This window comes from Jiangella aurantiaca (genome assembly GCF_004349105.1).
In the GTDB taxonomy this organism is placed as follows: Bacteria; Actinomycetota; Actinomycetes; order Jiangellales; family Jiangellaceae; genus Jiangella; species Jiangella aurantiaca.
Map to the genome: position 1 here is coordinate 124,320 of NZ_SMLB01000013.1, position 9,643 is coordinate 133,962.

Genomic DNA, 9,643 nt, shown 5'->3' on the forward strand with positions numbered 1-9,643 from the left:
GAGCCCCGCCCGGGCGTCGTCAGGCGCGGGCCAGCGACCCGAGGTAGAGCTCGATCACCTTGGGGTCGTTGATGAGCTCGCGGCCGGTGCCGGTGTAGGCGTTGCGGCCCTGGTCGAGCACGTAGCCGCGGTGACAGATCTGCAGGCAGCGGCGGGCGTTCTGCTCGACGATGACGACGGAGACGCCGGCCTTGTTGATCTCGCGGGTGCGGATGAACACGTCGTCCTGGAGGACGGGGGAGAGGCCGGCGGACGGCTCGTCGAGGAGGACGACGCTGGGGTCGGCCATCAGGGCCCGGCCCATGGCGACCATCTGCCGCTCGCCGCCGGACAGCGAGCCGGCGCGCTGCTTGCGCCGGTCGCCGAGGGCGGGAAACAGGCCGGTGACCCACGCGAACCGCTCGGCGAACCGCTTCGGGGCCTGGTAGACGCCCATCTCGAGGTTCTCTTCCACCGTCAGGCCGGGGAAGACGTTGTTCGTCTGCGGCACGTAGCTGACGCCGCGCGACACCAGCTGGTTGGCCGGCAGGTTGGTGATGTCCTCGCCCTTCAGCCGCACCGAGCCCGAGCGCACGCGGATCAGCCCGAACAACGCCTTCAGCAAGGTCGACTTGCCGGCGCCGTTGGGGCCGATGATGCCGACGATCTCGCCGGGCATGCAGTAGAAGTCGCTGCCGTTGAGGATGTTGACGCCCTCGACGTACCCGGCGACGACCTCGTCGGCGCGCAGGACGGCGCCCTCGGCGCCGGCCAGGTGGGCCGAGCGGTCGGCCGCGGTCGTGCTGTCGCTCTGGCTCATCGTCCGTCCTTCGTCTCGCCGGTGTGCTCGACCGGCACGGCTTCGGCCGGCGCCTGGCCGAGTTCGGCCGCGACCTCCTCGGCCAGCGTCCCGGTCTCGAGCTGCTCCTCCAGCTCGGCCAGCGACTGGTCGTGGTGGGCTCCGAGGTAGGCGTCGATGACCTTGTGGTCGGACATGACGGTCTCCGGCGGGCCCTCGGCCAGGATCCGGCCCTGGCCCATGACGACGACCCAGTCGGCGATGTCGCGGACCATGTCCATGTCGTGCTCGATGAACAGCACCGTCATGCCCTGCTCGCGCAGGTTGGCGACGTGCTGCAGCAGCGACTGGGTGAGCGCCGGGTTGACGCCGGCCATCGGCTCGTCGAGCATGACGAGCTCCGGACCGACCATGAGCGCGCGGGCCATTTCGAGCAGCTTGCGCTGGCCGCCGGAGAGCGAGCCGGCGAAGTCGTCACGCTTGGTGTCGAGCTTGAACCGGGCCAGCAGCTCCTCGGCCCGCTCGGTGATGGCGTCCTCCTGGCCGCGCCAGGTGAACGGCAGCATGGCCCGCCAGAAGCTCTCGCCCCGCTGCCCGGTGGCGCCCAGCCGCATGTTCTCGATGACCGTCAGCTTCGACAGCGCCTTCGTCAGCTGGAACGTGCGCACCATGCCGGCCCGGGCCACCTTGAACGGCGGCGTGCCGTGCAGCGACCGGCCGTTGAAGGTCCACGACCCGGAGTTGGCGCGGTCGAACCCGGTGAGCAGGTTGAAGAACGTCGTCTTCCCGGCCCCGTTGGGGCCGATGAGCGCGGTGATGGCGCCGCGCTGCACCTCGACGTGGTCGACGTCGACGGCGAGCAGGCCGCCGAAGTGCCGCTTGACATCGTCGGCGACGAGGATCGGATCGGGCTTCTTGGCTCCCGGCTCGCGCGGCACGTCGGCGAGGGCGGCCACCGCCGCCTCGCGCTTGGCCGTCAGGGACAGGTTGTCATCGGGCATCGAGCGCGATCTCCCTCCGGTCGCCGAGGATGCCTTGCGGGCGGAACACGAGCAGGAGCACCAAGACGATGCCGGTCAACATGAATCGTACGGCGCCGGTGTCGTTCGCATCCATGAACCAGCTGGGGATGTAGTCCTGCCGGATGGCTCCGCGCAGCGCGAGGTCGATGAACTGGAAGGCGAACCAGACGATCGCCGCGCCCAGCACGGGGCCGAACACCGTCGCCGCGCCGCCGAGGATGAGGATCGCGTAGGCGAAGAAGGTGAAGTTGGTGGCGTACACGTCCGGCTGCATCGCGCCCTGGAACAGGGAGTAGACCATGCCGGCGAGCGCCCCGATGACGCCGCCGAGGACCAGCGACTGCATCTTGTAGGCATAGACGTTCTTGCCGAGGCTGCGCACGGCGTCCTCGTCCTCGCGGATGCCCTTGAGGACGCGGCCCCACGGGCTGCGCATGAGCAGCCAGACGACCAGGGTGCAGACGGCGACCAGCACCCAGCCGACGACCAGCACCCACAGCACCCGCTCGCGGAACTGGAACGGGCCGAACTCGAACGGCTCGGTGAACGGGTTGAGGTCGTAGAACGCACTGCTGAAGCCGGTGATGCCGTCGGAGCCGCCGAACACGTCGCGGCCCCACGCCGACCGGCCGACCAGGCGGACGATCTCGGACGCGGCGATCGTGACGATGGCGAGGTAGTCCGCGCGCAGCCGCAGCGTCGGGATGCCCAGCAGCAGCGCCAGCACGATCGCGCCGACGATGCCGACCACCAGGCCGAGCCAGAACGACATGTCGTAGGTGGTGACGATGACGGCGATGCCGTAGCCGCCGACGGCGGCGAAGGCGGCCTGGCCGAAGTTGAGCAGGCCCGTGTAGCCGAACTGCACGTTGATGCCGATGGCGGCGAGGGCGAACACGATCGCCTGGACGCCGATCAGCTCGCGCAGCGACAGCTCGAGGATGTTTCCCCAGTCCATGGTCGTTGCTCCTTCCGCCTCAGCCGACCCGCTCGCGGCGGCCGAGGATGCCCTGCGGCCGGACCAGGAGGATCAGGATGAGCACGACCAGCACACCGGCCGTCTTGAGTTCCGATGGGACCACGTACGCCGAGACCTCGATGAAGACGCCCACCACGAGCGCGCCGACCATGGCGCCCCAGGCAGTTCCGAGGCCGCCCAGGATGGTGGCGGCGAACACCAGCAGCAGGATCCGCATGCCCATGAGGTAGTCGACGCCCTGGATCATGCCGAAGAAGATGCCGGACAGGCCGGCCAGCGCGGTGCCGGCCGTCCAGACCACGGTGATGACGCGGTCGACGTTGATGCCGGACGCGGCGGCCAGAGCCGGGTTGTCCGCGACGGCGCGCGTCGCCTTGCCCATGCGAGTGCGGGTCAGCGCCAGCGCGACGGCGGCCAGCAGCGCCACGCAGATGCCCATGATGACGAGGTCGCGCGGCGTGATGAAGACCGGCCCGATCTCGACGGGGTCCTGGTAGGTGTACTGGTCGTAGGTCTCGCGGCCGCCGCCGATGATGAACTGCGTCAGATAACGCAGGAACAGCGATACGCCGATCGAGATGATCATCAGCGCGATCAGGCCGGTGGGCTTCTTCCGCAGCGGTCTCCAGAACCCGCGGTCCTGACCCCACCCGAACACGGCACTGAGCAGCGTGGCCAGCAGCACCGCCAGCAGGATCGGAACGCCGGCCTGGTTGATCAGCAGAGCCGCGACCGCGCCGAAGAGGAGGAGCTCGCCGTGCGCGAAGTTCGTGAGGCCGGTCGTCCCGAAGACCAGCGACAGCCCCAGCCCGGCAAGGCCGAGGATGAGCCCGAACCGCAGGCCACTGATGAACAGCTGAAGCAGCTGGTTGTTGCCGGCGGTGGCCGTGACGTCCTCGCCGGCCTCGGCCTCCGCGCTGCCGTCGCCGGGCGGCTGGTCCTCCCCGCCTTCGCCGGGTGGCGAGGTCTGCTCCGGTGAGGGCTGGTCCTCACCACTCTCGGGCGGGCCGACGCGGAACAGCACGACCTTGCGCTGCTGCGAGTTGACGGTGGTCTCGATGGTGTCGCGGGCGACTCCGGGCGCCGTCGACGGCAGCGTCGCCGCGTCGAGAACGACGGTGTAGTCGCCCGGACCGGGGACCGGCACCTCCCAGGTGCCGTCCGCGGCCGTCTGCGCGACGCCGATCTCCTCGCCGTCCGCGGAGGAGACGGTGATGGTCACACCAGCGACCGGCGCATCCTGGTAGGTGAGCGTGCCGTGGATCGTCTCGCCGCTGCCCTGGGCCACCGCGGGGGTGGCGAGCAGGACGGCGGCCAGGCCAGCGAGCAGCGCTCCCAGACATCTGGCCAGCTTCTGCACGTGTGGTGTACCTCCCGCTCCCAGGACCGGCCGGACGTGTGGCACGCACACGTCAGATCGGTCGTCCGATCGTCAGACGTTCGTGCCGGAGCATAACTCGCTTCTGGGACGTCCCCGTTGCACTGGGCGGCCCGAGTCCGGACCGATACCACATGGTGACGTTAAGGGTATTCCCGCACGTCAGGACCGAATTGCGGCGACAATACTGACAAGTAGCGGCGCCACGAGGAGGGCGGGCAGCAGGTCACCCACCGGAAGCGGCTTCATCCGGAGCAGCCGCAGCGCGACGCCGACGAGCAGCAGCCCGCCGGTCGCTGTGATTGCGGACACGTACGCGTCGCCGAGCAGGCACCCGGCGACCACGCCGACCAGCGTCAGCAACCCCTGGACGACGGCGACGGCGAGCGCGGACGCCATGACGCCCCAGCCGAACGACGCCGCGAACGCGACCGCAGCGAACCCGTCCAGGGTGGCCTTGAGCGCCAGCTGGTCGTAGCCCAGACCCATGCCGTCGGAGAGCGAGCCCAGGATGGTCAGAGGGCCGACGCAGAACAGTAGCGACGTGCTGACGAACCCCTCGACGAACCGCCGCCGGGCCGCGCCGCCGTCGCCGTCGCCGTCCCGCGACAGTCGCCGCTGCAGGCCTGACCCGACGTCCTCCAGTCGTGCCTCGATCCGCAGCAGTGAGCCGGCGATGCCGCCGATCAGCAGCGCTCCGAGCACGATCAGCACCGTCGCGGAGTCGCCCACCTCGGCGGCGAACCCGGCATCCAGGACGGCGGCCGCGGAGATCGCCGCGATGAGCAGCGTGACCAGCCCGAGCGCATCGGTGACGACGTCGCGGGTGCGCTGCGGCAGCCGGTGGCCGACGAGCAGGCCGGCGGCCGAGCCGGCGACGACGGTGACGACGTTGAGGACGGTGCCGAACCCCGGGAACATGCGCGGCGTCAGCCCGCCGCGGGCGCGGCGCCCGTGCCGGGGAACGCTCCGTTGCCCGCCCCGCCGGGCACCGGGCGCAGGAAGCAGGTCAGCCGGGCAGTACAGACCCGCCGGCCGTCGTCGCCGGTGATCACGATCTCGTACGTCGCCGCGCTGCCACCGCGGTGCAGCGGCGTGGCCACAGCGGTGACGTGGCCCTCGCGGACACCGCGGTGGTGGGTGGCGTTGATGTCGACGCCGACGGCGATGCGGTCCGGGTAGCCGTGCAGCATCGCCGCTACGGAGCCGACGCTCTCGGCCAGCACGCACGACGCCCCGCCGTGCAGCAGACCGTACGGCTGGGTGTTGCCCGCGACGGGCATGCGCGCCACGACGCGCTCCGGCCGCACCTCGACGTACTCGATGCCCATGAGCTCGTCGAGCGGCGCCCGGGGCAGTGTGGCGAGGACGGTGCGCTGGTCGTCGTAGTCGACGGCGGGCAGGCCGCCGTCCGCCCCATCGGTCATGGCCGGACGATATCGCGGGGCCGTCGCACGCCCGTCTGCGGCAGGACAGATGAGGCTCCTCGACCCGTTCCGCAGGTCGGTCGTGTCAGGTCCGCCGGGGTTACTACGTTGGCCGGGGTTGATCCGGGGACCGTCATGAGGTTCTCTCGCGCATCACTACGCCTGCAATCGTGTCGAGGCTCGAGTGATCCTGGTGATGTATGCGATCGTTGACGGCCAACGTCACGCACGGCCGGACTTCAGCCCCCGTTCGCCCGTCGGTTCTGCATGATCCTCCTCGGACCCTGCGACAATGTCGGAACCGGCTACTAGGGTTGCCGCGTGGTCGCTGCAACCGATACTCCCCGTCTCCTGCTCCTCGACGGTCACTCGCTGGCCTACCGGGCGTTCTACGCGCTGAAGGACGCCAATCTCGTCACCACGACCGGCCAGCACACCGAGGGCGTGTACGGCTTCACGTCCATGCTCATCAACGTGCTGCGCGACGAGGCGCCCACGCATGTGGCGGTGGCCTTCGACGTGTCCCGCAAGACGTTCCGCAGCGAGGCGTTCCCGGAGTACAAGGCCAACCGCACCAAGTCGCCCGAGGAGTTCAGCGGCCAGCTCGACCTCGTCAAGGAGGTGCTGACGGCGCTGCGCATCCCGTACCTCGAGAAGGAGGGGTACGAGGCCGACGACCTCATCGCCACGCTGGCCACCATGGCCGAGAAGGACGGCGTCGACGTCTCCATCTGCACCGGCGACCGCGACGCCTTCCAGCTGGTCAGCGACCACGTGACGGTGCTCTACCCGCGCCGCGGCGTGTCCGACCTCTCGCGCATGACGCCCGAGTCGGTGCTGGAGAAGTACGGCCTCACCCCGGCGCAGTACCCCGACTTCGCGGCGCTCCGCGGCGATCCGTCCGACAACCTCCCGAACATCCCCGGGGTAGGGGAGAAGACCGCGGTCAAGTGGGTGGTCGAGTTCGGCGACCTCGACGGGCTCGTGGCCCGGGTCGACGAGGTCAAGGGCAAGGCCGGCGACGCGCTGCGCGCCCACCTCGGCCAGGTGCTCACCAACCGGCAGCTCACCGAGCTGGTCCGCGACGTGCCGCTCGACGTCCGCATCGACGACCTCACCCGGCAGACGTGGGACCGCGAGGCGGTGCACCAGCTCTTCGACACCCTGCAGTTCCGGGTGCTGCGCGACCGCCTCTACGAGTACCTCGAGCCCGATACCGCGCCCGAGGCCGAGGAGGGCTTCGAGATCGACGCCGTGCACCTGAGCCCCGGCGAGGTGGCCGGCTGGCTGGCCGAGCACCTCGGCGAGGGCCGGGCCGGGCTGTCGGTCCGGGGCCACTGGGCCCGCGGCACCGGCGAGGTCACCGAGCTGGCGGTCGCGACGTCCGACGGCGCCGGCGCCTGGTTCGAGCCGTCGAGCCTCACGCCCGAGGACGACGCCGCCGTCGCCGCCTGGCTCGACGATCCCACGCGCGGCAAGGTCATGCACGACGCCAAGGGGCCCACGCACGCCCTTGCCGCGCGCGGCTGGCCGCTGCGGGGGCTGGCCGCCGACACGGAGCTGACCGCGTTCCTCGCGCTGCCCGGCCAGCGCTCCTACAACCTCGCCGACCTCGTGCTGCGCTTCCTCAGCCGCGAGCTGCGCGCCGAGGACTCCGGCGGCGCCGTCCAGCTCTCCCTCGACGGCGGCGACGAAGAGCAGTTGGGCGCCGACGAGACCGTCCGCGCCCGCGCCGTGCTCGACCTCGCCGAGGCACTCGAGGCCGAGCTCGACAAGAAGGGCGGCCATACGCTGCTCGAGCAGGTCGAGCTGCCGCTGGTCGGCGTGCTCGCCGGCATGGAGCGGGCCGGCATCGCCGTCGACCTCGACCACCTGCACGCGCTGGAGTCCGAATTCGCCGGCAATGTCGCCCAGGCCGCCGACGACGCCTACGACGCCATCGGCCGCCGCGACGTCAACCTCGGCTCCCCGAAGCAGCTGCAGGCCATCCTCTTCGACGACCTCGGCATGCCGAAGACGAAGCGCACCAAGACCGGCTACACCACCGACGCCGAGTCGCTGGCCGAGCTGTACGCGAAGACCGAGCATCCGTTCCTCGCCGCGCTGCTGCGGCACCGCGACGCGTCCAAGCTGCGGGTCACCGTCGAGGGCCTGATCAACTCCGTCTCCGACGACGGCCGCATCCACACCACGTTCGTGCAGACCATCGCGGCCACCGGGCGGCTGTCGTCCACCGACCCCAACCTGCAGAACATCCCCATCCGCACCGACGAGGGCCGGCGCATCCGCGAGGCGTTCGTCGTCGGCGACGGCTGCGAGGCACTGCTCAGCGCCGACTACAGCCAGATCGAGATGCGCATCATGGCTCACCTCTCCGACGACCAGGCGCTCATCGAGGCGTTCACGTCGGGCATGGACTTCCACTCCGTCACCGCGTCGCGGGTGTTCGACGTGCCGGCCGACGAGGTCAGCCCGGCGCAGCGGGCGAAGATCAAGGCGATGAACTACGGCCTTGCCTACGGACTCTCGTCCTACGGGCTGTCCCGGCAGCTGAACATCCCGGTCGCCGAGGCGCAGGGCCTCATGGACGAGTACTTCGAGACCTTCGGCGGCGTGCGCGACTACCTCAGCGAGGTGGTCGAGCGGGCCCGCATGGTCGGCTGGACCGAGACCATGCTGGGCCGCCGCCGGTACCTGCCCGACCTCACCAGCGACAACCGGCAGCGCCGCGAGATGGCCGAGCGCATGGCGCTCAACGCGCCCATCCAGGGGTCGGCGGCCGACATCGTCAAGGTGGCGATGCTCCGCGTCGACCAGGCGCTGGCGACGGAGAAGCTGCGCTCGCGCATGCTGCTGCAGGTGCACGACGAGCTCGTGCTCGAGGTGGCCGAGGGCGAGCGCGACCAGGTCGAGGAACTGGTCCGGCGCGAGATGGGTGCGGCCTACCCGCTGCGGGTGCCGCTCGACGTTTCGGTCGGAATCGGGCGTACGTGGCACGAGGCGGCCCACTGAGTCGCCTGCGTATCCCATCCGTGTAAACCACACGTTGGTCAGCTGTTTGCATTGTGGGGTAGACCGAACGGACGATCACATGCGAGGCTCGTGGGAACGTCGTGAGAACGGGAGTCCGCATTGCGACCTGTGTTCCGAGCAGCTGGGGCCGTCGTGGCGACTTCGGGGGTCCTCTGCCTAGGCGGCGCCGCAGGACTCCCGGGCCCGACCGAGCTGGTCTCGTCCTCCGAGTACCCCGGCGACGGCGGTCGCGACGACATCTTCCGGGGCCGCGGCGACGCCATCGTCTCCAGCGATCCGACTGACGGTCAGGCCTCGGTGACCGTGGTCGCCGACAACGCGGCGGCCGTAGCGGCCGGGTTCATCGTCGGCCCCACCCCGTCGCCGGGCGTCGTCACCCAGACGCTCGCCAGCGGCCTCGGCATCCCAGGGCTGGTGCTCGAGGCGTACCAGAACGCCGCGGCGCAGATGACGCTCGAGAACCCCGGCTGCGGCATCCGCTGGGAGATCCTCGCCGGTATCGGCAAGATCGAGTCCGGGCACGCGAACGGCGGCCAGGTCACGGCCAACGGCGACGTCCAGCCGCGCATCGTCGGTCCCGCCCTGAACGGCAACGGCTTCGCCTCCATCGGCGACAGCGACGGCGGCCGCTGGGACGGCGACACCGTATGGGACCGCGCCGTCGGCCCGATGCAGTTCATCCCCGGCACCTGGAAGACCTTCGGCGCCGACGGCAACGGCGACAGCATCGTCGACCCCCACAACGTCTTCGACGCCACCCTCGCGGCCGCGCAGTACCTGTGCGCCAGTGGCGGCAACCTGGCCGACGAAGCGCAGCTGCGGGCGGCACTGTTCCGCTACAACCCGTCCACCACGTACGTCGACAACGTGATGGCCTGGATCCGGGCCTACGACAACGGCAGCGGCTACGTCACCGAGACCCCTGGCCCCGGCGCGGCCGGTCCGCCGCTGCCGCCGCCGTCGAGCGACGCGCCCAACCCGTCCGGCTCCCCGAGCCCGACGCCGACGCCGACCCCGCCGCCGGGC

Annotated in this window: 8 protein-coding genes; 2 read left to right on the forward strand and 6 right to left on the reverse strand. The window is 70.6% G+C overall.

Translation table 11 applies throughout. The features are described from left to right. Positions 1–19: 19 nt before the first annotated feature. The 6 genes from E1262_RS12260 to E1262_RS12285 all read right to left on the reverse strand — a co-directional run bounded on the left by E1262_RS12260 (position 20) and on the right by E1262_RS12285 (position 5,584). Positions 20–799 carry an ABC transporter ATP-binding protein gene (locus E1262_RS12260; protein ID WP_132103419.1) on the reverse strand — a complete coding sequence of 260 codons (780 nt, stop codon included), beginning with the start codon at positions 797–799 and terminating at the stop codon, positions 20–22. Next, complete coding sequence (locus tag E1262_RS12265) at positions 796–1,779, reverse strand: ABC transporter ATP-binding protein (RefSeq protein WP_132103420.1); 984 nt, start codon at positions 1,777–1,779, stop codon at positions 796–798. The genes E1262_RS12260 and E1262_RS12265 overlap by 4 nt, the downstream gene beginning before the upstream one ends. Beyond that, entirely contained in the window at positions 1,769–2,758 is a 990-nt protein-coding gene (locus tag E1262_RS12270; protein ID WP_132103421.1) for a branched-chain amino acid ABC transporter permease, read from the reverse strand. Before E1262_RS12270 ends, E1262_RS12265 begins: the two co-directional genes overlap by 11 nt. A gap of 19 nt (positions 2,759–2,777) precedes the next feature. Beyond that, positions 2,778–4,139 carry a branched-chain amino acid ABC transporter permease gene (locus E1262_RS12275; RefSeq protein WP_203453796.1) on the reverse strand — a complete coding sequence of 454 codons (1,362 nt, stop codon included), beginning with the start codon at positions 4,137–4,139 and terminating at the stop codon, positions 2,778–2,780. Positions 4,140–4,319: 180 nt separating this feature from the next. Beyond that, positions 4,320–5,078, reverse strand: coding sequence for a DUF554 domain-containing protein (locus E1262_RS12280; protein WP_132103422.1), 759 nt, complete (start codon positions 5,076–5,078; stop codon positions 4,320–4,322). An 8-nt stretch (positions 5,079–5,086) separates the two neighbouring features. Beyond that, a complete protein-coding gene (locus E1262_RS12285) occupies positions 5,087–5,584 on the reverse strand; it encodes a PaaI family thioesterase (protein WP_132103423.1) in 498 nt (165 codons plus the stop codon). A gap of 321 nt (positions 5,585–5,905) precedes the next feature. Between E1262_RS12285 and polA the strand changes: the two genes are divergently transcribed. Continuing rightward, on the forward strand, positions 5,906–8,596 hold the full coding sequence (polA, locus tag E1262_RS12290; RefSeq protein WP_132103424.1) for a DNA polymerase I: 2,691 nt from the start codon (positions 5,906–5,908) through the stop codon (positions 8,594–8,596). A 153-nt stretch (positions 8,597–8,749) separates the two neighbouring features. Next, positions 8,750–9,643: lytic transglycosylase domain-containing protein (locus E1262_RS30875; protein ID WP_203453797.1), on the forward strand; the 894-nt coding region annotated here is incomplete at its 3' end.